This window comes from Paraburkholderia sp. WS6 (assembly GCF_030464835.1).
GTDB classification, from domain to species: domain Bacteria; phylum Pseudomonadota; class Gammaproteobacteria; order Burkholderiales; family Burkholderiaceae; genus Paraburkholderia; species Paraburkholderia madseniana.
The window spans coordinates 50090-73270 of record NZ_JALQCK010000028.1; the positions used below are offsets into that span (position 1 = coordinate 50090).

Genomic DNA, 23181 nt, shown 5'->3' on the forward strand with positions numbered 1-23181 from the left:
CCATAATTACATATTTTCCGTGCAGTCAATAAGCTCGTTGAATCTGGAAGGCGCGTATCTCTGTGGTGATTGAATGGCTCGCGTTGGACTGCGGGAGCGCGATAAAAGCGTATCACTATATTTGGCTGGTGCGATTCGCTAGTGGATTTTCTATATATTAATATTGTTGTTAGCATGGTCAGTTTATTTTGAAATTTATGGGATGGTAAGTGGTTGTTATTAACACTACATGGAGGCTGAGCCGTGTTGAGCAGCGTGCTGCTGTGTAGAACTGCGATCGCCGGCCTTGTCTAGAAAGGGAAGCGCGAGATAGGGGAAAAGATGCGCTGCCGACGCTTTACGAGTGTGTTGAATATTGGGCTCGGGGGGAATTTATGGCGGGTTTTGTTGAGGGGAATTATCGTCCGGATGTTGACGGGTTGCGGGCACTTGCTGTCGTCCCCGTTATCCTGTATCACTTTCGTTTGACGCATTTGGCTCCAGGCGGCTTTGTTGGGGTCGATATATTTTTTGTAATATCGGGTTTTTTGATCACAAAAATACTTCACGATAAGAATCAGGACGGAGGGTATAGGATCGCCGATTTTTACGGCCGCCGGGCGAAGCGTATTCTGCCTGCTTTGTTTGTGATGCTGCTTTTCTGTATTCTGTGTACATTTATTACGGGATTCCCGGGAGATGTCGCTTCAATTTCGCGAAGTGTGATTGGCTCGGTGATGTCTATCTCAAATCTTCTTTTCTACTTCTCTAGCGGCTACTTTGATGCGAAGATGGCCCACAATCCGTTGCTCCACACTTGGTCACTGTCTGTGGAGGAGCAATTTTATGTTTTTTTTCCGATTTTAATGTTTTTGTTGAAACGGAGTACTCATCGCGTACGGGTATTAGTCATTTCTTGCATCGCAGGTGCGAGTTTTCTGTGGGCGGCCGAAATGGTGAGGACAAACCCTGCGGCCGCGTTTTATTTAGTGCCGTCGCGTGCGTGGGAATTGATGGTAGGCGCATTAATGGCAATCGAAGCGTTCCCGACAATTTCTCGACCAGTCGTTTCTGAATTTGCCGCACTTCTCGGCATATCTATAATATTCGCTAGTATTCGATTGACAAATAGCTTGACGCCATTTCCTGGTCCAGCGGCTCTTGCACCATGTCTCGGGGCTGCACTGATAATTCACGCTGGCGTGGGCCGGAAAACATACGTATCCAAATTACTTGGTTCGAGCCCGCTTCGGTTCGTCGGAATGATTTCCTATTCCTTGTATCTTTGGCATTGGCCGGTTTACGTTATCTATAGCGACGCAATTCATATCCCGGGAACTGTCGATAAAATAGGGCTGATGGCAGCGTGCATTTTTATATCATGGTTATCCTTTCGATTTGTCGAAAAACCTTTCAGACGTGCGAAATTCAGCGGGGGATCTTCCGGTACTCTTAAATTAGCCGGGGCGGCAGCGGCTGCTATGTGCATCGCCGCTGTCTCAGCGTCGGTGGCGAGTGCGACGCTTTTCCCAGTTCCGGGTAATGTCGCTCGAGTCCTATCGTTTTCGAACTATGATGCGGGCAAAGTTATGCGCGATGGACGGTGTTTCCTCACTTCCGCGGCAAATGATTATTCTTTATTTGACGTGAAATCTTGTTTGGCAACCCGGCATGGCGTGAAGAATGTCCTTTTGTTAGGAGACAGTCACGCGGCGGAGCTTTGGTCCGGATTTTCAGAAAATCGCCCAGATATTAATTTTCTACAGGCCAGTGCATCCGGATGCAAACCTGTTCTAGGAACTACCGGTGCTGTGCGGTGTACAGAGTTGATGCATTTCATGTTTAACGAATTCCTCCCGTTACATCGCCTTGACATGATTGTGTTGTCAGCACAATGGAATGAGCTCGATGCGCATCGCGCTGCCGAGTCCGCTAGATTTCTAACAAGGTACGCGGATAGTGTCGTCATACTCGGACCAACAGTGGAGTTTGATCAACTGTTTCCCCGGCTACTTGCAAAGGGTCTTTATCTGAATAATCTGAATATTGTTGAGCGACATATCCGACCAGAACAGCGCGTGATTGATCGGAGTTTTCATGATAGCGTCGGCGGGATGAATATTCGGTACGTGTCAGCCTATAATTCTTTGTGTAGCCCTGTGTGTCGGATTTGGGCTGATGGGCAAATTCCGATGTATTTCGATGATAACCATCTTACTGAAATGGGAGCTCGAATTCTTGCCAAAGAAATTGATGCGCAAATTTTCCCTCCAAAAATCAAGACGGAGTGACGTGCTATTCGGGGTATTTGAGATTTATTTCGAGAATGTTTGATTTATCTGCCTTCAATTTAATCGATTTTATAATGGTGTGTAGAATTAAGGAGCGGTTATGGCGACGTGGGACCTAACGCTGGCCCGCTTCGACTTTCTGGATTTTGGTTCACTCTGGGGCTTGTTGGTGGCGACGATCTAAGCGGCTAGGCGTGGCGGCATTTTCGAAGCGCCGAGTATTGAGCGCAGCACGCTAAAACACGACTGCCATTGCACCTTCCTGCGCATGATTGAGCGTCTTTCGAAATTTCGCCTTCCGACAGGTCCTGTGCAAACTCGATCTCAAGGAAGGAAAGAATCGATGTTCAAGGTACCAAACCAGGCGTACACGGTGGAGTTCAAGGCTGCGGCCGTGCAGTGTGAAACGGACGGGTAAGGCGTGAGCGTGGTGGCTCGCGAGTGAGGGATGCCGGGGCAGATGCTGCGCAACCGGATCAGGGCGTCGGAAGAGGGAGCGCAGTTCTGCGCCGCGGCGAAGATGACGACGCCTGAACAGATGGAACTCTCACGCCTGAGGGCTGAGAACAAGCGGGTGAAAATGGAACTTGAAATCGCAAAAAATGAGCGACGGTGTTCTTGGCGAAGGACCTCCTTTGAAATATTTTTGGATCGATTCGCAGAGCCAGCGCTGTCCGCTGTCGTCGCGGTGGGAGGTCCTGTCGGTCATCCGGAACGGCTATAGCACATGGAGGCGCGGCGGCACGCCCCAACGTCGGCGTCTGGGCGAAGGGCAACTGCTGGTGTTTATCCGGGCAATCCATGCCGAAGTCAAGGGCGTCTATGGCTCGCCACGTATGACGACGAAGATCCGCTCGCGCGACTTTCCGACCAGCAAGGCGCAGGTTGAGTGGCTCATGCGCGAGAACGACATCCGGGCCCGTCACGACTTTCAGCGAAGGCTGGCGGAATATGGCGAGCGCTGCACAATAAGCCGCAAGGGAAATTGTTGAGACAACGCGCCGACGGAAAGCTTCTTCAACAGTCTGAAGAACGAGCGGGTACACGCCACGCGCTATCGGACCTACCAGGAAACGATGGCCGACTTGTTTGGATACGTCGGTGTTTTATAAACCGGGTTCGTCATCATTCGTCATTTGGCCTTGTATGGTCGGTTCAGTCCCTGCAAGACTGAGGATCAAGACTCAGCAGACCAAGGATGCAGCCGCATAACCAAGGCGCTATGGAATGCGAAAAACTGAAGGAACCTCACTCGAATCAAATGACAACGAGACAGGAGCCAAGCGACGGGGCTTTCAGGGCAATCGAGGAAAAGTATTAGAGGTTTAATCCGCCCAATACACTGTTCGTACACACAGCGCTAGGAGACGACGAAACCTCAATGTTCCGTAACTTCTGGCCGTAACACCGCACTTTGTTACCTATCGCTCCAACATCTAGGGCTGACATCAGGCCGTCTGAGGGAAGGAATTCCATGGCATAAAAGTCGCTTACTTGTACCGGATTTACGGATAAAAACAAGGTCTACGGGCGCCATGCAAAAAACATCGACGGCAAACAAATACGCCACCCTGGATGCGATTCGGGGAATCTCGGCGATTCTGGTCGTGCTGCGGCACGCACCAAAGAGCTTCGGGGGCCTGGATTTTCAGCAGAGCTATCTCGCAGTTGACCTGTTTTTCGTGATGAGTGGCTTTGTGATCGCCAACGCGTACGAGAGCAAACTGACTCAGGGACGGCTCAGCTTCGCCGGATTCATGCGGCTCCGCTTCATAAGGCTCTACCCGCTCTACATCTTGGGAACGTCGATCGGCATCGGCGCGGTGCTGCTGCGCGAGCACTACGTCGATTGCGCGCCGGTGGCGTCGCTCAGGACACTGGCGATCATCTTTGCGCTTGGCCTGTTCATGCTGCCATCTGTCGTCACCAGCGGTCTCTATCCGCTGGACCGACCGGCGTGGTCACTCTTCTTTGAGCTGATTGCCAACGCAGGGTACGCGATATTCCATCGACATCTAACCAGTAAGCGTCTGGTCATTGTCGCGGCTGCTACCGGCTCATTGATCGTGGTGAAGGCACTGTATAGCAGGCAGGTCGACGTGGGCGATCACTGGCTGTACGTGTATATGGGACTGGCGCGGGTCACCTTTTCTTTTTCTGTGGGCATCCTCCTGTACCGGTTTCGTAGTGCCGGCCGGCGCGTCAGCGATCTGCGGGCCGTTGCAGCCCTTGGGCTTTCGGCGGCAGTGTTGTGTGTTCCATCGACACCGGCGGGAAGTGGCGCGCTTGCGGCGGTAAGCATTGTCGCGCTGATACCAGCAATCATTCATTTTGCCGCTTCGTTCGAACCGTCGACGAGACTGCATCGACTATTCACGTGGTCAGGAACGATTTCATACGGTGTCTACGTTCTGCACGTCCCGATTCTGATGGCATGCCAGTACGTGTTGGCGCATACGCTTGGCCTCGACCTGTCTCGGTTCCCGTGGATAATGGTGTTGCTGCCCGGCGTGATCCTGTTCGTGCATCTCGCGGATCGTTTTTACGATGCGCCGGTGCGCGCCTGGGTGCTGGCGCGCGGCCGAGCGAAAGTGCCCTCGAATCTGCACGGTTTCGAACGCACGGCAGACTCATGAAACGATGACGCTGTACTGTCTGGCGTAGCTCTCGGCGGCCATGTCCATCACGAAATGAACGTAGTCCTGCGCGTTCGCGATCGACGCTTGCGGATTTGGGAGTTGTAGTCCGTCAGCCCGGCAGCAGCCTTGTTGCTTCTACGTCGTCGTCACGCCGGTTGTGACGCTCAGGGTAACGGTGAAATCAGCCATGTTTCGCTCTTTAGATGATGTACCGGGTCGTGCCGTTGTATTGGATGATCAAGTACTGATATTGCGTAGTGAGTGACGTGGACGCGGTGCCGTCGATGCTCTTGCCGTAGCCGTAGCCTGCGATGGCGCTCGCGGTGGAATCGATCTTTTTGACGTTCAGCACCATGCCGAGGCTCGAGGTTGCTGGCAAAGTGACCGTGAACGCGCCGCTGGTGCCGTCGCATCTGACCGTCCAGTCATTCGTGGTCGCAGTGTAGGTGGTGGTCCTTGTGGCGCTCGACAGCGCGGTCTCGCCAGATGCATTGAGCGTCAGTACCCGGGGGGCCGAAATTCCGATGCTGTAGGTGGCCTCGGCGCTGGGAAAGAAGTTGCCATCGGTATTGAAGTTTCATCGCCCCGTTCCACCAGACGACTATCTGGAAATTCCGCGCGGTGCCGGTGCCGGCCGCTGCAGTCCAAAGTTCAGCACGTTCTACCTACCCGCTAAACCCGCCCCTCCGTTCCGCCTCAAACCGATCCAACTCCCCAAGCAAACGCTCGATCTGAAACGTTTGCAATTCGGTCAGGGGGAATTCATCCTGTATGCGCTGTAATCGCTTTCGCCAATATGCTGGTGGCAGCACAGGTTCACCGCGAAAGGCGCGCAAAGACGGCGCCATCACACGCGCCACGTGCGCGATGTCTTCATCCATTGTCATGCAAGAACCCCGGAAGACCTCGTTGTTTAGTTTTGGCCTTGTTCTATGCGCGCTTGGTTGAAAACGAGTTGGTCTTAAGTGCGCAAGCGGCGACGCCTATGGTAAGAAATCACAATCGTTCGGTCAAGCTTTCTGACGACCGTTCGTGCGAGCGGGGCGTAGAATTGTCCTTCGTTTAAGGGTTATTTCGATCGCGGAGGGATTTCAAGAGGTAACTTTCCGGCCCTCAATAAGGGGGCTTTTACTCGCGGGAGTGCATCGACATAACGCATGTCAAACGGCACAAGTTAGTGCCTCCAAACCTCAAGAAGCAGACAGAAAAAACAGAGGACTGTTGGAAGCTGGGTGGCTCGGTAGCGTCAGGCCATTTGTTGCGCGCACCACTATCAGGGTGTCGGGAGAGTGCTGACAAGCTGGCGAAATCGGACCCAGGGCCCAAGCCCATCACCGCGCTAAAGCGCATTCCCCCGCGGCGGAATCGCATCCGCTTGCGCCGGCCCACCCACCACCAACTCCGCCTCCGAATAACTAATCTTCACCGGCGGCACAAACCACGCCAGGCACAACCCGATCAACGCCGCCGCACCCGCCACCAGAATGCCGATATGAATCGACTGCACGAGCGCATCCCGCGCAGAATTCATCATCGCATCGCCCGCATGCCCGGCGCTCACCAGACGATTGATCAACGCCGCCTGCTCCGCGCGGTCCACGAGCAGTTCGGGACTCGCAAACGATTTGAACCACTGCGTCGCCTGATACGAAGCAAGCGAGCGATGCACCCCCTGGGTATAGAGATGGCCGAGCAACGCACCGGTCATCACCGTGCCAAGCATCCCCCCAAAAGTACGCAGCGATTGCAGCAACGCCGTTGCCGCGCCGATCTGATCACGCGCGACGATCTGCTGCGAACAGACGGTCAGACTGGTCGCCACGAGACCGAGCCCGAGACCGCTGATGCCCATGCACGACATCCATACCAGGTGCGGCTCGGTACCTCTGAGTACGATCACGCCCAGACATGCCAACGCGGATAGCGCGAAACCGACATACATAATGCCGTTCGCGCGACGGATCCGCGTGACGATACGATTGTTCACCACGCTGCCGACGGTCGTGCCGAGCAGCAGCGGCGTGATCAGCATGCCGGAATCGTGCGCGGACATCGCATAGCCGCCCTGAAACAGCAGCGGCACGTAAAACACCAGCGAAAACAGCGCGAAGCCGCCAAGCACCGACATCGCGAAGAGCGCGGACAGCTTACGGTCCATCAGCATATCCACTGGAATGATCGGATACTTCATCCTCCGCTCCCATAGCCACAGCGTCATTGCAAAACTCGCCGCAACGACGGCCAGCACGATCGTTACCGTGTTGACGCCGTACTTCGGAAACAATTCGATCAGCAATTGCAGTGAACCGAACGTGACTGCGACCACGAACGCGCCGAGCCAGTCGAGCCGCACGGGCCCCTTGTGTCGCAGATGATGCAGCGGCGGCAAAAAGCGCTGGACGAACAGCAGCGACACGAGGCCGACCGGCACGTTGACGAAGAACACCAGCCGCCAGCCGCCGTATTGTGTGAGCACTCCCCCAAGCGTCGGCCCGACCATATTCGCGACCCCGAACGCGGACGTAACGAACACGAGCCAGCGCAGCCGCAGTTTCGGATTGGGAAACAGATCGGCAACGGTGGCGAACACCGTGCCGATCAGAATGCCGCCGCCTATCCCCTGCAAACCGCGCGAAATTACCAGCAACAGCATGCTGGTGGCGAATCCGCACAGTACCGACGCGCCGGTAAACAACAGAATCGCTGCGATCAGAAACGGCTTGCGGCCGAACAGATCCCCCAGCCGCCCAAAGATCGGAATGGTGATCACTGAAGCCAGCATATAAGCCGTCGCGACCCATGCGTACAGATCGAATCCCTTCAGATCGGCGACGATGCGCGGCAGTGCGGTGCCGACAATGGTTTGATCGAGCGCCACCAGCATCGAGACGAAGGCAACGCCAAGCATCGCCAGCAGCGACTCGCGAAACGGCAGCAGTTGTCCGGTGGGTAGGGGCGTGTCAAGGTCGGGCGTCATGGTTGTCTTACTTGCGGACTTATTTTCGCGTGGCCTGATACGCACCCAATGCCGCGCCGAGGTCTTCGTCAGTCGCCGCGGGGAAGATGCTCATGGTCAGCAAATCGCCCCATTCGAGCGCCAGCGCCGACAGTCCGCGCGAATCGTCCGCCTCGACGACTGCAAAGCCATGCAATCCGCCGATCGCATGCCAACGTCCCAGCAATTTGACGCCTTCAGGCGCCTGGCCGCCGGTTTTCATGAAGCGCTCGATGACGGAGTTTTCCGCGGTCGGCAGGCCATCCCATTGCACGATGAATTTCATTGTGTGTCTCCAATATGGTTTGGCGATGCCGGCTCGTGGCGGGTCGTGATCGCCGTTCGCGCTGTGCGACGCTTTTGCGTGCCTCGCCGCCGCCAACGCTTCTGCGCCAGGATGCTGTCCGGATGGCAGGTGCTATCGGCGGACGGCATAAAACCACGTGGCATCCTAACCATCATAGGTGAGTGCACGGTCGCTAACGTCGCTGCGTGCGGACATTCACCAGGTTAATCGAACAAATTCATCCGTCGCAGGAATAGCCTGGCGGTTGCGCTCGTTTCCAATTGCGGACCTCTCGTGCGTCCTATAAGAAGGACCTTTTAAAACGGTTGTCGAAGATGTCGGTATCGATCTGGTTCGAAGCGCGCCATGCAGTGTGCCCGCACCACCGGCACGCATGCGAATGGCAAGCAGAACAAACGCCAATGCATCAAACGCAAACGGCACGCGCGTTAAGCGCGTGCCGTTGCTGCGAATGTCTGATCAAAGGCCTAGCTGCGCGACGAATTGCGCGGCACCGCATCAACGCGCACATCGACAATGGCCTGGTGCGCTGCGGGAAAACCCGGCGGATAGTCGACGACGCGTGCGGATCTCGGCACCACCTGCACGGCGATGCTCGCACGTGCACCGATGCGTGCGCCGCCGACAATGGCGGCCATCGCCTGGCGGTCGAGTTCGACGCTGTCGGTGAGGTCTTTGATAGCGAGCTTTGCCATGGTGGCTCCGGGGAAGCGATCGAGCCGGCGGCTGGTGCGATTGGCCAGCCGTCGCTCGGGAGTGTCTTTAACTGTGCTGAGGTCTCGTCGCACTATCAGTATAGGAAATCTGCTTACGGCTCGCCTGCCGGATGTGAGCAGGCAGCAGTAGGGAAGCCCCCGGTCCTTCGCTACTGCATGCCGTTAAACGTTGGCGTAATTGGCGCCCCACAGCGACGGGCTGACATTCAGATTCAACGGCACGAAGCCGGCGCCGATCACGCCAATGTTGTTGAGAGCGGCAACATTGACGGTTTGAATCTGGCTGAGGTTCTGGTTCACCGAGACGTTGACATTGGCGATGCCGCTAAGGCCGGCCACCGAGGGCAGGCCGGGGACGCTGCTGCCGGTGCCGCCGGCCACCGCCGACATTGCGCGGCGGTCGAGCTCGCGGGTGCGGGATAGATCGCGAATCATGAGGGATGACATGGTGATTCTCCAAAGGTGCGCGGAAGACGGGCGTGATCGGAGCGAAGCGGAAATTGCCGAGGGCGTCTCCGCTTCGCCGAATCAGGCTTTAGACGTTGATGTTGTTGCTCGACGTGACGCTAGGGTTGATCGTCGAAGTGAGGCCGGCAGCGAACGCAACGTTGTTGCCGTTGGCGTTCTGGATGTTCATTTCGTTGCTGATCAACTGCGTGGCGCTGACATTCTTGCTGTTGTTCGGCGCGAACACCGGGCTGATGTTGGTGTACGACGTGCTGGGGAAGCCGTAGCCCCAGCCGCCACGCACGGCGCGCATGGCCTTGCTGTCGAGTTGTTCGGTGATGGACAGGTCTTTGATCATCAGCGTGTTCATGGTAAATCTCCTGGAAGGGAACGTCACAGTCTTGCGGTTGGGTTCGAGCATCTTGTCTGCTCGAGTGTCACTAACGCATGGGCTGTGCCAGTTTTACTCGTGCATCCTAAGAAAATTGACGAACGCCTGATGCACAAGGCTTTCACGCCATGTCGCCGCATCGAAGTAGCAACAAGGTCGCTAGCGAACGACTCGCGGCTGATGGCGCGTACCCAACAACGCATCGGATTCTGTTGGATGTCGCAAGACACTCGCCGGCCGTGCACGCAGCGGGGCAATCCTGGTTTGCGAAAGACCGGGTCGGGAGCTAGTATCGAAGCGGCGCATGTAACTGGTTACGACAGGTTTTCTATCAGCCCGAAAGGCTCCGGTCGCATGCGATCCGGCCCAACGGCAGCGGGGGCGCTTCGCACAAATGGCTAGCCTTGCGCATGTGATTCGCGACTATCAGAGCGGCGAGCTGTCACGTGACGAGTTCGTGGCTCAACTTGACAGCACGTTGACGACCGACGGACTCGATCGCACGCAGCTGCTGGAAATGCTTGGCGCAGCGCATCGCAAAGCCCCTCTACCCGACGATCTCTATGCCGAAGTGCGGCGGCGCATCGAACAGTTGCGCGTCTCGAACGTGGCGGCCGGCGGCGAGGAAACCGGCATGCAGACCACCGTCGAGATACCGTCGGTGCGCTCCGCCAGTGCGGCCAACGCCGCAAGCTCGGTAGGGGCAGCGAGCGCCGCCGGCGCGCCGGGACATGATCAGATCAAAGGTACCGGCGACACGCTGAACAACCGCTTCGTCCTCGAGGAATGTCTGGGTGTGGGCGGGATGGGTACGGTGTACAAGGCGCTCGATTTGCGCAAGCTCGAAGCGTCGGATCGCAAACCGTATCTCGCGATCAAGGTGCTCAACGTCCAGTTTCGCGGTAATCCGAATTCGCTCGTCGCCCTGCAACGCGAGGCGCGCAAGGCGCAGGTGCTCGCGCACCGCAACATCATCACGGTGTACGACTTCGACCGGGACGGACCGATCGTCTACCTGACGATGGAGTACCTGACCGGCAAGCCGCTGAGCCAGCTTTTGCGCACGCCGGGCTATAAGGGCATGCCGGTTCGCGCCGCGTTGCCGATTGTGCGCGGCATGTGCAATGCGCTCGCCTATGCGCATGAACACGGCTTCGTGCATTGCGATTTCAAACCCGCCAACGTCTTTCTCACGACGAATGCCGAAGTGAAGGTGATCGACTTCGGCATTGCCCGCGTGTTCCAGCGGCCGGAGGAGGAGAGCGATGCAACTGTCTTCGACCCCGGCAGTCTCGGCGCGTTGACGCCCGCGTATGCGAGTCCGGAAATGATCGAGCATCGCGAGCCGGACCCGCGCGACGATATCTACGCGCTCGGCTGCATTACCTACGAGCTGTTGACGGGCCATCATCCGTTCGACCGTTTGTCGGCGACGCAGGCTCGCAACGCGGACTTCAAACCGCAGCGTCCGCCCAATCTCGATGCGAAGCAGTGGCGCGCCTTGCGGGCCACGCTTTCGTTCGATCGCAACACGCGCATGCCGAGTGTCGTGCGTTTCATCGCGGAGTTCGACAACGAAGCGCGCGCGGAGAAGTCGGGGACGTTGGTCAAGGCGGGATTCGCGGGTTTTGCGGTGGTGTGTGCCGCGGCTGTCGGCGTGTTTGCGTTCCGGTCGGCTCCGAATCGTCAGGATGGCCAGCAGCCGGCTGTGGCGGCTTCGGAGGCGTCGGCGGATCAGGCCGCTTCGGCGGCAACGAATGCGCCTGAGCCATCCGCAACTGCCGGACCGGTCGCTGGAGGAACCGCAAAGCCGGCCGCCGGCTCATCTGCCGCGACAACCACAGCGCTAGCCGCCGCGCCAACCGCCGCAGCGCCCGGCGCACCACCGCCAGCGCAGCCTGCTGCGCCGCCCGCGCCCAAACCCGCGTTGACCTTAGCCGCCATCGCGCCGGTTTTGGCGCAAGTACCGTGTTCGGCGCTGTCCGCTTCGGCGCAGGACCATTCGTTGACAGTGCGCGGCTACGTCTCGCAACGCTACGGCGCAGCGCATCTGAAGGACACGCTGACAGCATTGCCGGGCGTCGATACGCTCACGCTCCAGGTCGAGCCAATAGCCGACGACAAATGCGACACGATCAAAGCGCTCGCACCCTATTGGACCCACAACTGGCAAGCGGGCCACGTTGCGTCGCTGCATGTGCGGCCGCCCGGTGGCCTGTTGAGCGAAGGCGATCCGCTTATCGTCGACGTCACCACGCCCGCATTCGACTCGTACGTGAACCTCGATTACTACCAGCTCGACGGTAGCGTCGTGCACATGGTGCCGAGTCCGCGTGCGAAGGACAATCAGGCGCCCCCGCACTATGCAGCCACGATCGGCAGCGCGGGTGACTGGATCATCTCGAAGCCGTTTGGATCGGAGATGGTGGTGTTGTTGATTACGCCGGCGCAGCTATTCGACAAGCCGCGGCCCGAAAGCGAATCACGTGCGGACTATCTGCGCGCACTGGAGACGCGACTCGCGCAGATCGGTGGCAAATACGGTCAGGATCATATCGTCGCTGATTTCGCGCCGATCACGACGAAGCCGCGCACGCCTTAAGCGACGCATTGGGATCACCCACAACGCCCCTGAAGTGCTCGCAGGACCGGAAGCACGCATGGCTTGGAATCACGCATGGCTTGGAATCACGCGCAGCCCCACAAGCGCGCTGTTCGACAGAAGCTCCCGCCGCCCCAGCAGCCCACGCTTTACTTAAGATCCTTAACTACCCTGAAGCCATCCTGCGACTGGCGCACGCTCGCGCTGTATTTGAAGCGTGTCGCGCTCAGCATGTAGCTCCCGCCTTCGCGCCACGAACCGCCGCGAATCACTCGCATGTCGCAGGTGGGGCTGTCCCATGCGTGGCCGTCGGCGGGCGCACCCTGGTAGGAGTTATGCCAGCAATCGGCGACCCACTCCCAAACGCTGCCGTTCATGTCATACAGGCCCACCGGATTCGGCGCGAACGAGCCGGCGGATTCGGGCCCTTCCTTGTGCCATGGATCGCCGCAGTCCTTGCAATTGGCGTTACCCTTGCGCATCTGATCGCCCCACCAGTATGCCGTCGTGGTGCCGCCACGGTCCGCGTATTCCCATTCGGCCTCGGTGGGCAAGCGATACGGTTTGCCGGTCGTCTTGCTCAACCACTTCACGTACTGCTGTGCGTCCTCCCAACTGAGGTCGCGTGCCGGTGCAGCCTTGTTCGTATTGCTTTCGGGCGTCAGCTTTTGACAGGCGTTTGCCGCGGCGCACGCGTTCCATTGCTCGACGGTCACTTCGTATTTGCCGATTGCGAACGGCGCGCCGATGGTCACGTGATGAACGGGCTTTTCGGAGGGATCGTCGGTGCTGCTGCCCATCGAGAACGAGCCCGCGGGCAAGGCGATCATGATCGGGCAGGTGGCGCAGTCGCGGCTTTCGCCGGCAACGGGTGGATGCGCTGCGGGCTTTTGCGCGACTACCGGCGCGGAAGGGGCCGCAGGTGGGGCGGTCGTTGCAGGTGGCGTAGTTGGCGTGGGTGTGGCGGGGCGCGGGTGGTCTTGTGGCACGACGCTGGCCGGTGCGGCTGGCCGTGCGGCTTGCGGCTGTGGCGCAACCGGCGGGGCCGCAGATGGCGCACTCGCCGCTGCAGCAGCGCGCAGCCGGTCGATGCGCGCGTGGGCGAGCGCGGCGAAGCGGCCGTTCGGATAGGCCTTCAAATAGGCCTCGTAGTCGCTTGGGTAGTTACTGTCCTTGATGGAGTCCCAGAAGGTGATCTCGTATTGCTCGCTGCTGTCCTTAGGCAGAATGCCTCTACTGTGCAGCGCGGCAATTGCATCGTCGCTGGCAGCGGCGAGGAGCGCTGCACCAGCGCCGCGAGATACCGGCGCGCTCAGGCTCACGTCCTTGGCAAGCGAAGAGGCAATCCACGGCGTTTGCTCGCCGCCAGTCACCCCGCTAACTCTCGCCGCGACACGTTGAAACAAGCCCGCAAGTTCCTGTGATGAAGACGCCTCGTTGAACGCGCGCAGCAATGCGCCCGTATAGACACCGTGCCGCATGCCGTCCGCTGCAAAGCCGCCCGGCGCCGTTGCGTAGGCGATGAGGGTATTGGCGGGCAACGTGGCTTTATCGACTGACACGTCAGCGGAGAACGGGTTGTTCAGGCAAGTATCGAGAATCACGAGATTGAGCGCGCCGGCACGCGGTGCACGCATCGCCTGCAATACGGTATTCAGATCGACGCCTTCGCTGACCAGCCGAGCCGGCGCGCGTGCGTCGAGACCAGCGGGCACGAGCAGTGTCTGCCGTCCGATTTGCATGCTGTGTCCCGCGAAATAGAACAGCCCAATGCCGCCTTTAAGCAGACGTTGGCGGAATTCGCCAATCGCCTGCTGCATTTGCTGCGGCGTCGCATCGGTGCGCATGATGACGTCGAAGCCGTGCGCACGCAGTGCGTCGCGCATGGCTTCTGCGTCGCGCGGCGCATTGCCACGAAGCGGGTCTGCATGATCGCCGTATGCGCCGTTGCCGATCACCAGCGCGATACGCGCCGGTTCCGGCTTGTCCTGTAGCAGTGTGAGCGGCGCGCTGGACGTAGCCGTCGTACGCATAGCGGCAGCGCCGTGCTCCGCGCCGTCACGCTGCGCCGCGGCATAAACACTGCCCGAGTGCGCCTGAATCGCCCCGACCATGCACACCAGCAGGAATGTTCGCCACATATTCGTATCCTGTTTGTTCCGGACAGAACATAGGGTTTCGACGACCGCGCCGCCCGCGTCAGCCTTTGGCGCGAACCGATCGCAGCATCGATGCCGTGATCGACTCTCCATCGAGAACCTATGAACAACGATAGCACGCGGTTTGCGCGTGACAATGGTCCGCGCATCGTTAATGCGTTATACGGTTAACGAGTGTGGCGTATCTTTTTGGCAAGTTACGTCCTAAGCTAATTCACAAAGTAGCGCTGTACGGCCGTTTTAATAAAGCGGCAGCTCATCGACGTCGACCCGCCACGTGAACCCACGTGCAACTACGCGAGCGCCCGCGACATCCAGTCGGAGCCTCCAGCCTGCGCTTCGCGCAGCCGGGGCGGGGACGGCTATTCTTCGGGAGAGTGCGCAATGCGAAGAACCCTCACACTTGGCGTGCTCGACAAACGTCGTGGAACGAAGGCGAGCCTTGTCACGCTCGGCACGGCTTTGTGCGCCGCCTTTTCACTCCTGCTCGGTATCGCGCTCACGTCTGAGTCCGCGTTTGCCGAACAAACACCTTCGCCACCGGGCGCCGAGGAATACATCATCTGGCCGTCGGATGGCACGGTGATTCACGGTGGCAAGCTGTGGGTGCGCATGGGGCTGCGCAATATGGGCGTGTGCCCGAAGGGTGTGGCGGTTCCGAACACCGGGCATCACCATCTGCTGATCGACACCGACCTGCCGGCGCTCGACCAGGAAATTCCGTCGGACCGCAATCATCTGCATTTCGGTGCGGGTGAGACCGACGCGCGCGTTGAGTTGCCGCCGGGCAAGCACACCCTGCAACTCATTCTCGGCGACCAGAACCACGTGCCGCACGTACCGCCCGTGTATTCGAAGAAGATCACCATCACCGTGCTAAAAGACTAGCGCGTCCCGTTCATTCATAGCGGGTCCGTCAGGACGGAGAGACCAACATGTACAAGATCATCGCGCTCGCGGCGCTCGTGGCACTTGCGACATTGGCGTCACTGGCCTCGCCGAATCTCGCCACGGCCGGTACGACGCCGTCGCCGGCCGGCGCGCACGCCTATATCGGCTATCCGAACGATGGCCAGGTGGTGCAGGCCAACAAACCGATTCGGGTGTGGTTCGGCCTGCGCTATATGGGCGTGGCGCCGAAAGGCGTCAAGTATCCGAACACCGGGCACCATCATTTGCTGATCGACACCGACCTGCCGCCGATGGACCAGGAAATTCCGTCAGACCGCAATCATCTGCATTTCGGCGCGGGTGAGACGGAAACGATGATTCAACTGCCGCCCGGCAAGCACACGTTGCAACTGCTGATGGGCGACGACATGCATATACCGCACAACCCGCCGGTGTATTCGAAGAAGATCACCGTGATTGCGCGCTGAGGCGGCGCTCTGCTTCGGTGTTACATCACAGCCAACACAGTTGCCGGCGTTGTTGGTTGTGATCCACCAGCTCCAACCGGCCACATCGTCGCGGTCGCACTGCCTCTAGCGGCATATCATCCCCGAAACCCTTTATCTACAGCCGTTCGCAAGATTTCTTAGGATCGGAAAGCAAAGCTGGCACAGCCCATGCATTAGTGACACTCGAGCAGACAAGATGCTCGAACCCAACCGCAAGACTGTGCTGTTTCCCTTCCAGGAGATTTACCATGAACACGCTGATGATCAAAGACCTGTCCATCACCGCTCAACTCGACAGCAAGGCCATGAGCGCCGTGCGTGGCGGCTTCGGCTACGGCTATCCGTCGTCTTCGTTCTTCAACTACTCGCCCGTGTATACGCCGAACAACAGCAAGAATGTCAGCGCCACGCAGTTGATCAGCAACGAAATGAACATTCAGAGCGCCAACGGCAACAACGCAGCGTTCGTCGCCGGCGTCACCACCACGATCGACCCGCATGTGACTTCGAGCAACAACATCAACGTGTATTGAACGGCGTAAGCCGCCGCGGAGGCTCTCAGGCCTCCGCGGGACGCGCAAGCTCAGGCAACCCCCGCGCGTCAAAAAGATTTCGCATCCAATCGTTCTTTCCACACGACCCCAGCGTCACCGCCCGATCCCCGCGCCGACCTTCCTGCACCGCTTCGATGGTGAAGCCGGGCAGGACATGCTTTACTTAAATAGCGCGTTCTCCTCGTGCAACGTAGCCGGTGTCATCGGAGAAAATCGTGTCAGCGTTGCTTGATTCAATGGTTCGTCAGCGCTTTTTCAACGCCACAGCGCGGTGCTGTCCTGGCCGCCGGCCGGCGAGTGCGAGCCGCATGGCAGCGGCGCTGCGCGGACTCTGCGCTGCAACGGTTTGCGCACTGTCGCTGAGTGCGTGTATCGATGTCAGCATGCCCGACTACAAGCGGCCGGATACGCCCGCCAAGGCGTCCTGGTCGGATCAGAAAGGCTCGCCGGTATCGGCGGCCGCGACCATCGAGCCGGACTGGTGGAAAGGCTTCCACGATCCGTATCTGGACACGCTGATCGCGAAGGCGATCGCGAGCAACTTCGATATCAAGGTGCTGGCCGCACGTATTGACGTGGCCGGCACGCAGATCGGCGAGGCCAAGGCAGGCGCGTTGCCGACCATGGATCTCGGCGGCGGCGCCGATTTCGAAAAGACTACGCGTCAGACGTTTTCCAAACAGTACAACGTCGCGACGCAGGTGAGCTGGGACATCGATATCTGGGGCAAAGTGGAGAAGGGCGTTCAGGCACAGAAGGCCGAGTTCCACGCCAGCGAAGCGGATTGGCGCGCCGGCTATCTGGAACTGGTGGCGAACGTCTCGAGTACCTACTTCCAGATCCTGCAATTCGACGACCAGATCGAGCAGCAGCAACAAACGCTGGTCACGAACCGGCAAATCCTCACTATCTACGACGGCCAACGCCGCAACGGCCTTGTGCCGCAAACCCAGGTATTGCGCCAGCAAGCCGAGATCAACCGTCTAACGAATCAGTTGCTCGAACTGCGCCGCTCGCGCGATGTCGCGAACAACGCGTTGTGCACGCTGCTCGGTGTGCCGGCGGGTGAGTTCCAGTTGCCCAAGGGGCATTTGCAGCAACGCGTGCAACTGCCCGTGGTGCCGGACGGCTTGCCCGCGCAACTCCTTGCGCGCCGGCCTGACGTGGTGGCCGCCGAGTTCAGAGTGCTGGAAGCCTACGACCTGGTCGGCCAGGCCAAGCTCGCGCAATTGCCCACCATCAACCTCACCGGTCACGGTGGCACCGCGAGTTTCGCGTTGACCGATTTGCTGAAGTCGTTCACCTACGGATTCATGCCCAGCATCAACATCCCCCTGCTCGATCCCGGCGTGCGGGCTCATGTGAAGGTCACGCAAGCGCAATCGACGGTCGCGGAACAACAGTACCGCGTGGCCGTCATGGGTGCGTTCGAGGAAGTGGAGAACGCGCTGGTCAATCTGAATTCGCACAAGGCGCAGCGGGTGGAATTGCAGCAGGAGGTGTCGCGTTTACAAATCGTCGCCGAGCAGATCCAGTCGCAATTGCGTCTCGGCGTGGTGTCGCAACTGGAAGTTTTCGAAACCGAGCGGACCTTGCTGGAAGCGCAGCAGGAACTGCTCTCTAACCATCAGTTGATTCTGTCCGACACGGTGTTGCTTTATAAGGCGCTGGGCGGCGGTTGGCCGAGCGTGGATGTGCAGGCGGAAGTAAAGGAACACTGAGCTAATCCGAGGCACGATTCGGCTGCATATGACGCATGAATGGCCCTTTCAACCGACGATCAGAAAATTGACACTTGCCATGCGTGACTTAAAATTTGTAAGGAGCCCGGTTCTGCCGGGCTCGCTAAAATATCCGCAATTCGCCGTAGTTCTTCTTGCCGTTCCCGTTGCGCGCTCGTCGCAGCGGGTAAACGATTAGTGATCCAGATAAAATGACTACCGGCGAAGCCCAGATTGCTGAGATGCGTGCAACACAGGACTCCGCGTTCGACGTGGTGCTGTCGCCGGTTGCGTCCGCGCAGCGTCCCGCACTCGACGCGATCCGGATCGTCGACAGCCTGTTCGCGATCGGCCGCAGCGAAGCGCCATTCACCGACTATCCCGCCGAACGCCTTACCCGCCTGTCGCGCCGCCATGCGCGGATTTTCACGGAGCACGGCGCCGTCTATGTTGCCGACCTCGGCAGCAAGAACGGTACGACGCTCAACGGCACTGCGGTGCGGCAAGCCCCCGCGCGGCTGCGTGCCGGCGACGAACTATGTTTCGGCGGCGAGCTTTGCTACCGCGTGAGTATCGAGCCGCGCGCGCGGATCGTCGTCGCGCGCGCGGCGCCCGCACCCGGCCTGCTGCTGGTGCCGCAGCGCGACGACCTCGAGCTTCAGCCGATCGACGTGCAGGCGTTCCCCTTTCTCATCAGCAAGGCTGACGAGGTTTTCTCGCGCTACAAGGATCGCTATCCACATCAGGTCAACTACATCTCGCGGCGTCATGCCCACATCTTCCTGAAGGGCGGCGAGCTCTACCTCGAAGATCTCGGCAGCACCAACGGCACATTCGTCGGCGGAAAGCGGCTCGACGAAACCGCGGTGCCGCTTGTGGAGGGGGACCTCCTTGCATTTGGTGGCGACCACTTCGTCTACAGGGTGACGCTGCAGAAACCCCCTGAAGTCGAGCCGACCGTGACCCAGCTATTCCTCAATCCCGCTACTGACGAGGCCGCCGACACGGACAAGACCACGTTCGTTGGCGCCGCGCATTCGTTCCTCGATATCTTTTGCGTGGACCCAGGGCTACAACGCGAAGACGAAGTCAACGAAGCGGCGCAGGCCGCATCCGCGCACGCGAAACGCGACACGCCGACAGGCGGTGCGAATACCACGAACGGAACTAACGGCACGCATGGCGCAAACGGCACTCATGGCAAGCAAAGCGCAAACGGCGCACATGGCACGAACGCAGCACAGAGCCGGCCGCAGCGTTGGCGGCTGCTCGCGGGAGAACTCAGCAAGGCCTTTGCGGGTGGCGATCACACCCTGTCGCGTCGCGCCGTATGGTGGAGTGGCGCGGCCTTCGCCCTTCTGGTGGCCATTGCGCTGACGCTCTACTTGCGCGGTTCGTCAGAGCGCGAGTTGAGAAACCTGCTGGCGAGCGGCGATTACACCAGCGCGGTGACGGCGGCAAACGGCTATCTGGCGCAGCACCCCGCCGACACGAAAGTCAGTGCGTTGGCGAGCGAAGCGCTACTGAAGGCGAAACTCCCCGGCTGGCTGAGTACGCTGCAAAAGGCGCAGTTCGATCAGGCCGACACGCTGCTCAAGGAGATGAGAGCGTTGAGTGCGAACAATGCGGACGCCACTTCTCTGGTCGGCGAATTGCAGTGGGTGGGCGACCTGGAGCGCTTCGTGGCGGGACGCGGCGGGGTGGACGCACCAATCCGCATGTACGCCGACGAGACGACTATCGGCGGCTTGCTGCAACGCTGGGACGACGACGCCAGGGGCCATCAGCGCGCACTCGACCGCATCGCCTCGTATGTGCCCATTTTTGCGGAGCCGTACGCGCAGGCGTTGAGCCATCTGCGCAAACTGGAAAGCGACGACTCGGTCTATCTCGCCGCCATCGACCGCCTGAACGGCACCATTCGCACCGAACTGGCGCGCGACAAACCCGCAGCGCTGCCAGCCATTCTTGACGATTACGCGCAGCGCTATCCGCGCCTCGCCGGCCTCGATCGTGTGCGGGAAGATTTGCACCATTACACCGATGTGCTGAACGCGGCGCTCAGCCGGCAACTGACGCCATTGCTCGCCTTGCTGAAGACGGTGCGTTTCAACACCCCGCCGTTTCAGGCGCAGTTTCAGCAACTGTCCGCGAGCCGTTTGCCGTCCGCGGACGTTATCCAGCGTCATGACGCGGCGACCGCTGCCTGGCAGCGCGGCGACACCCAACAGGCGCTGGCGGATTTGCAGGCCATGCCTGCCGGGCCGTGGTCCGACGTGATCGCCGCGGAATTGGCGCACAAGAGAGCGCAGCTTGACCAGTTCGCCGACTTGCAGAAGACGCGCGGCGGCAAGGACTATGACGAGCGCCTGCTGTCGTTCTACGCCAGTCTCGATCCGGTGGCGGACATGTGGTTCGTGCAATCGATCCAGAAAGACGTCGCCGCGTTGCACGACAAAGCGCTGGCGCGCGCCCAGGACCTGATGCTGCGCGCGCAAAGCCTGTGGAAACAATATCGGGCGAGCGGGCCGATCGGCGGCACGCAGCGGCTGGAAGCGGGCATTTCGCCCGGCTTTCGCAGCGAGGCGCGTCTGCTTTCCGATGCACAGTCCGCCGCGCAACAAGGCATGCGTATCTATACGCAACTGAAGGCGGATCATCCCGCGGACTTCGACCGCCTGCTCGCGGATATCCAGGCCGAAGCGGATTTGCAGCGCCGCTCGCTGACCGAATTGCGTATGGTGCTGGACCCCGGACTCTTGAAGGCGAAGCTGGCGTTGATCGGAGGCGAGCAGAGTGAAGCGCGACAATCACCCTAGACCGTTGTCGGAGGCGCTGGAGGATCACAGCGTCGAAGGCATCGCGATTCTGACCGCCGAGCCGGTGCGGCTTGCTCGCGCGCTGATCTGGGCGATGGTCGCGCTGGTGGTGGCCGGCTTGCTGTGGTCGTTCGTGGGGCGCGCGGATGTGATCGTCAGTGCGCAAGGCACGCTCTCGCCGGAATCGGAGGTGCGTCGCATCTATGCGCCGATCGATGGCGAGCTCGCCGATCTGTACATCGCCGAGGGGCAGCCGGTGTCGAAGGGCGACGTGCTGGCGCGGCTGAATGCACGCGGCGCGATCGAAGCAGCGAGCAACGCGCTGCAAGCGCAGCTCAAACTCGAAGACGCCGAGCGCGACTGGAAGCAGTTCCCCGAGAAGAAGGCGCTGATGGAGCGCAAGGCGGCCGCGCTGAAGGCGCAGATGGAAGTAGAAGCCCGCCTGCACGAAAATCGCGTCTCCGAGGGCACAACCAAGCTCGCCGAAGGCCAGAAAGCCGAACTCGACGAAGCGCGCAGCGTGCTCGACAACGCGCGCCGCACGCGTGAGGCGGCGCGTCAGGAGCTGGATCGTTACTCGCGGCTGTTCGCTCAGCCGGGTGGCGGCGGCATCGCCGAGCTGCAGGTGGAGCAGAAGCGAACCGCCGCGATGGAAGCGGATAACGCCTATCGTGTCGCGCAATCGAAACTCGCGGAGCTGGATTTCCGCCTGAGCCACGAATACGCGCAGGCCAATGCGCAACTCGAAACCAGCGGGCAGCAGACCACCGACCTGCAACTCCAGTACGACTCGGCAGTCCGCGACATCACCGACGCCGAAGACAAACTGCGTCTGCAACTTCAGACCGCGCGCCTCGTGTCCGAAGCCGCCGCGCGGATCCGTTTCGAGAACATCGACAAAGACAACTTCCTGCTGATCCTCGCGCCGGTCTCCGGCGTCATCACCGACGTGACCTCCACGCAGCGAGGCGACAAGATCCAGGCGAACGCGCCGCTCGGCGGCATCGCGCCAAAAGATGCGAAGCCCGTGCTGAAGATCGAAATCGCCGAACACGATCGTGCTTTTCTGCACGAGGGCCAGCCGGTGAAGCTGAAATTCAACGCGTTCCCATATCAGCGCTACGGGCTGATCAACGGCACGCTCGCCTATATTTCGCCGGCCACCAAGCCGTCCTTGCAGGACAAGCAGCCGGTGTACGAGGGCCGCGTCACGCTCGACAAGAACTACTACCAGATCGCCGACACCCGCTATCCGCTGCGCTATGGCATGACGGCGAGCGCGGAGATCGTGGTGCGCGAACGGCGCCTGATCGATCTGGGGCTCGATCCATTCAGACAGGTGGCGGGATGAGCGCGCCGATCACACGTCAATTAAAGGAGCGGATGACATGACCGCGATAGTGCGAATCGATGACGAAGTCGTGGACGTTTCCGAGTTCATTCGTCTTCTGAAACTGACCGGCCAGTTCGATAGCCTGATCGAGCAGATCGTGCGCGACAAGCTCACGGTGCATGCGGCCAAGAAGCAGGGCATTGCCGTTACTGCCGACGACATCCAGCAGCGCGCCGATCAGTTCCGCCGCGTGCGCGGCTTGCATCGCGCGACGGATATGAATCAGTACCTCGATGCGCTCGGCGTGAGTCTCGACGAGTTCGAGGCCTTCATTACGGACGGGCTGTATCAGGAGAAGATGCTCGACGTGGTCGGCAACGAGGCGGCGATCAAGGATTATTTCGCGCTGAATTCGCCGAAGTTCGACGCGATCGAGGTGAGCCATATCGTGCTCGACAGCGAAGGCAAGGCGAAGGAAATGATCTCGTACCTGCACGACGATCCCGACAGTTTCGCCGACATGGCGCGCGAGCATTCGATCGCGGATACGCGCGAAGCCGGCGGCGTGATCGGCAAAGTGCTGCGCGGATCCTTGAAGCCGGACATCGAGGCGAAGATTTTCAACGCGGCGGTGGGCGATCTGCTTGGGCCATTTCCGTCGGCGGATCGCTCGTGCTTCGAGATTTTCGCCGTGACGGCGAAGTATCCGGCGATGCTCGACGCGGATGTCGCCTCTGAAGTCAGACGTCTGCTGCGCGAGAGCTGGCTGATTGCCCGCTCGCAGGAACATGTGATCGAAGCACGTTAGCCGAACCGAGGTCCGCAAGC

The 23181-nt window shown here is 59.7% G+C and carries 18 protein-coding genes and 1 pseudogene; 12 read left to right on the forward strand and 7 right to left on the reverse strand.

Features of this window, described 5'->3' with window-relative positions:
• Window positions 1-374 precede the first annotated feature (374 nt).
• The 3 genes and pseudogenes from M0D64_RS28500 to M0D64_RS28510 all read left to right on the forward strand — a co-directional run bounded on the left by M0D64_RS28500 (window position 375) and on the right by M0D64_RS28510 (window position 4906).
• The gene (locus M0D64_RS28500) at window positions 375-2270 is read left to right on the forward strand and encodes an acyltransferase family protein (RefSeq protein ID WP_266260199.1); all 1896 of its coding nucleotides are present in this window, start codon (window positions 375-377) and stop codon (window positions 2268-2270) included.
• A gap of 421 nt (window positions 2271-2691) precedes the next feature.
• Window positions 2692-3482 (forward strand): annotated as a pseudogene (locus tag M0D64_RS28505) (IS3 family transposase).
• Between the two features lie 323 nt (window positions 3483-3805).
• A complete protein-coding gene (locus tag M0D64_RS28510) occupies window positions 3806-4906 on the forward strand; it encodes an acyltransferase (RefSeq protein WP_266260201.1) in 1101 nt (366 codons plus the stop codon).
• 202 nt (window positions 4907-5108) lie between these two features.
• On the opposite strand, the gene M0D64_RS28515 is transcribed toward M0D64_RS28510, so the two are convergent.
• On the reverse strand, window positions 5109-5264 hold the full coding sequence (locus M0D64_RS28515) for a hypothetical protein (protein WP_266260202.1): 156 nt from the start codon (window positions 5262-5264) through the stop codon (window positions 5109-5111).
• Window positions 5265-5442: 178 nt separating this feature from the next.
• Here M0D64_RS28515 and M0D64_RS28520 point away from each other — a divergent pair, with 178 nt between their 5' ends.
• Window positions 5443-5691, forward strand: coding sequence for a hypothetical protein (locus M0D64_RS28520; RefSeq protein WP_266260203.1), 249 nt, complete (start codon window positions 5443-5445; stop codon window positions 5689-5691).
• 557 nt (window positions 5692-6248) lie between these two features.
• Here the strand turns inward: M0D64_RS28520 and M0D64_RS28525 are convergent.
• From M0D64_RS28525 to M0D64_RS28545, 5 genes are all read right to left on the reverse strand, one after another.
• Window positions 6249-7886 (reverse strand): MFS transporter, encoded by a 1638-nt coding sequence (locus M0D64_RS28525; protein WP_266239074.1) that lies wholly within the window; start codon window positions 7884-7886, stop codon window positions 6249-6251.
• Window positions 7887-7905: 19 nt separating this feature from the next.
• Window positions 7906-8190 (reverse strand): DUF3303 domain-containing protein, encoded by a 285-nt coding sequence (locus tag M0D64_RS28530; protein ID WP_154562790.1) that lies wholly within the window; start codon window positions 8188-8190, stop codon window positions 7906-7908.
• A 488-nt stretch (window positions 8191-8678) separates the two neighbouring features.
• A complete protein-coding gene (locus M0D64_RS28535; protein WP_154562788.1) occupies window positions 8679-8906 on the reverse strand; it encodes a hypothetical protein in 228 nt (75 codons plus the stop codon).
• Window positions 8907-9089: 183 nt separating this feature from the next.
• Window positions 9090-9374 (reverse strand): hypothetical protein, encoded by a 285-nt coding sequence (locus M0D64_RS28540; protein WP_154562786.1) that lies wholly within the window; start codon window positions 9372-9374, stop codon window positions 9090-9092.
• An 88-nt stretch (window positions 9375-9462) separates the two neighbouring features.
• The gene (locus M0D64_RS28545) at window positions 9463-9744 is read right to left on the reverse strand and encodes a hypothetical protein (RefSeq protein ID WP_154562784.1); all 282 of its coding nucleotides are present in this window, start codon (window positions 9742-9744) and stop codon (window positions 9463-9465) included.
• 415 nt (window positions 9745-10159) lie between these two features.
• Here M0D64_RS28545 and M0D64_RS28550 point away from each other — a divergent pair, with 415 nt between their 5' ends.
• Window positions 10160-12367, forward strand: a complete 2208-nt coding sequence (locus M0D64_RS28550) for a serine/threonine protein kinase (protein ID WP_266260205.1) — start codon at window positions 10160-10162, stop codon at window positions 12365-12367.
• A 149-nt stretch (window positions 12368-12516) separates the two neighbouring features.
• On the opposite strand, the gene M0D64_RS28555 is transcribed toward M0D64_RS28550, so the two are convergent.
• Complete coding sequence (locus tag M0D64_RS28555) at window positions 12517-14508, reverse strand: SUMF1/EgtB/PvdO family nonheme iron enzyme (protein ID WP_266260206.1); 1992 nt, start codon at window positions 14506-14508, stop codon at window positions 12517-12519.
• A 402-nt stretch (window positions 14509-14910) separates the two neighbouring features.
• Between M0D64_RS28555 and M0D64_RS28560 the strand changes: the two genes are divergently transcribed.
• From M0D64_RS28560 to M0D64_RS28590, 7 genes are all read left to right on the forward strand, one after another.
• The gene (locus M0D64_RS28560) at window positions 14911-15414 is read left to right on the forward strand and encodes a DUF4399 domain-containing protein (protein ID WP_266260207.1); all 504 of its coding nucleotides are present in this window, start codon (window positions 14911-14913) and stop codon (window positions 15412-15414) included.
• Between the two features lie 47 nt (window positions 15415-15461).
• On the forward strand, window positions 15462-15905 hold the full coding sequence (locus tag M0D64_RS28565) for a DUF4399 domain-containing protein (RefSeq protein ID WP_154562778.1): 444 nt from the start codon (window positions 15462-15464) through the stop codon (window positions 15903-15905).
• 269 nt (window positions 15906-16174) lie between these two features.
• Window positions 16175-16459: a hypothetical protein gene (locus M0D64_RS28570; protein WP_154562776.1), complete on the forward strand. Its 285-nt coding sequence runs from the start codon at window positions 16175-16177 to the stop codon at window positions 16457-16459.
• Between the two features lie 329 nt (window positions 16460-16788).
• On the forward strand, window positions 16789-18201 hold the full coding sequence (locus tag M0D64_RS28575) for an efflux transporter outer membrane subunit (protein ID WP_171925989.1): 1413 nt from the start codon (window positions 16789-16791) through the stop codon (window positions 18199-18201).
• Window positions 18202-18413: 212 nt separating this feature from the next.
• Window positions 18414-21020, forward strand: coding sequence for an FHA domain-containing protein (locus M0D64_RS28580; RefSeq protein ID WP_266260209.1), 2607 nt, complete (start codon window positions 18414-18416; stop codon window positions 21018-21020).
• Entirely contained in the window at window positions 20998-22371 is a 1374-nt protein-coding gene (locus tag M0D64_RS28585) for an HlyD family efflux transporter periplasmic adaptor subunit (RefSeq protein ID WP_168435797.1), read from the forward strand. The genes M0D64_RS28580 and M0D64_RS28585 overlap by 23 nt, the downstream gene beginning before the upstream one ends.
• A 37-nt stretch (window positions 22372-22408) precedes the next feature.
• Complete coding sequence (locus M0D64_RS28590; protein ID WP_154562772.1) at window positions 22409-23161, forward strand: peptidylprolyl isomerase; 753 nt, start codon at window positions 22409-22411, stop codon at window positions 23159-23161.
• Window positions 23162-23181: the final 20 nt, after the last annotated feature.